The 1,669-nt window shown below is 65.7% G+C and carries 1 protein-coding gene; it reads left to right on the top strand.

The features are described 5' to 3' along the window. Window positions 1–120: 120 nt before the first annotated feature. Window positions 121–1,503 carry an IS1380 family transposase gene (locus BST40_RS28035; protein ID WP_075545416.1) on the top strand — a complete coding sequence of 461 codons (1,383 nt, stop codon included), beginning with the start codon at window positions 121–123 and terminating at the stop codon, window positions 1,501–1,503. The last annotated feature ends 166 nt before the right edge of the window (window positions 1,504–1,669 follow it).

Raw genomic sequence — 1,669 nt, 5'->3', positions numbered from 1 at the left:
CCTCGGGCTTTCGCGCCGGTTGATCTTGATGGTGTGTCTTGAACGAAGAATGGTGCTCTGAGCAGGGATAATCCGGTTTGTCTAGGACCAGATCATCTCAAGAATCGGAGCACCAATCTGGTGGGCAAGTCTACGTCGTGTTACCCGTCGTTGTCGGTCGATGGCCGCGCAACCGGTGTCGTGTCGCACGCAGGTGCGGTGGTATTGCTGCGCGCCGCCGAGCGGGCCGGGCTGACCGGCGCCTTGTCGGACGCGTTGGCGCCATGGCGTAAACCTCTGGCCAGCCACGATCCCGGCAAGATTGTGCTTGATATCGCTGTGGCACTGGCGCTCGGTGGGGACTGCCTGGCAGATGTCGGCCTGCTGCGCGCCGAGCCGGGCGTGTTCGGCCCGGTGGCCTCCGATCCCACCGTGTCGCGGTTGATCACGACGTTGGCCGCAGATGCCTCGAAAGCCTTGGCGGCCATTGATTCGGCGCGGGCCAGCGCGCGTGCGGCGGCGTGGGCAGCCGCCGGGCAGCACTCACCCGGTCATGGGATCGATGCCGATCACCCGTTGATCGTCGATCTGGATGCCACCCTGGTCACCGCGCACTCGGAAAAGGAGAAAGCAGCACCAACATTCAAGCGCGGCTTTGGATTTCATCCATTGTGCGCATTCGTTGACCACGGCAGTGCGGGAACCGGGGAGTCACTGGCGATCCTGCTGCGGCCTGGCAACGCCGGCTCCAACACCGCCGCCGACCACAAGACCGTCCTCGCATCGGCACTACAGCAGCTGCCGTTTGAGGTCGGCTATCGGGTCGGCAAGAAGGTTTTGGTGCGCACCGACGCTGGCGGAGCCACTCACGAATTCCTCAACTACCTGACCGCTCGCCGGCTGTCCTACTCGCTGGGATTCACGCTCAACGAAACGATGACCGCTGCCATCGACGTGATTCCCGAACGGGCCTGGACCCCGGCCTACGACGCTGACGGGCAGGTCCGTGACGGGGCGTGGGTGGCCGAGGCCACCGGGGTGGTTGACCTGTCGGACTGGCCTGCGGGGATGCGGCTGGTGGTGCGCAAGGAACGCCCCCATCCCGGTGCGCAGCTGCGGTTCACCGACCGCGACGGGCTACGGCTGACGGCGTTCGTCACCAACACCGGCCGGGGCCAACTGCCCGATCTCGAGCTGCGGCACCGCCGTCGTGCCCGCTGTGAAGACCGCATTCGGGTGGCCAAGGACACCGGCCTGGTCAACCTACCTCTGCATGGATTCGATCAAAACCGGATCTGGTGCGCGTTGGTGCAGCTCGCGATCGACTTGACCGCATGGCTGCAGATGCTGGCCTTTGACGAGCATTCGGCGCGGCGCTGGGAACCCAAACGCCTACGACTGCGCCTGTTTTCGATCGCCGGCCGGTTGGCGCGCCACGCCCGTCGAACCCGGCTGCGGCTCGCCGCCAGCACCCCATGGGCCGATCTGCTGGCTACCGCGTTGGCGCGCCTCCAACCGGGCTGACGAACACCCCACCTACCCCCACGACCCCACGGAAGGACCGACGGGCACAGGAACCCGCCAGAACCCGCTGACCGGGACCGCCATGATGCCCACCGTCGAAAATCAAGATCGAAAACCGCAATCCGAACCGATCAGGCCGCCACGTCAACCCCGCGAAACATCCGGG

The sequence above is a fragment of the Mycobacterium persicum genome, assembly GCF_002086675.1.
Classification (GTDB): Bacteria; Actinomycetota; Actinomycetes; order Mycobacteriales; family Mycobacteriaceae; genus Mycobacterium; species Mycobacterium persicum.
The sequence above is the reverse complement of the archived record's forward strand: the minus strand, read 5'-3'. Positions and strand labels throughout refer to the sequence as shown.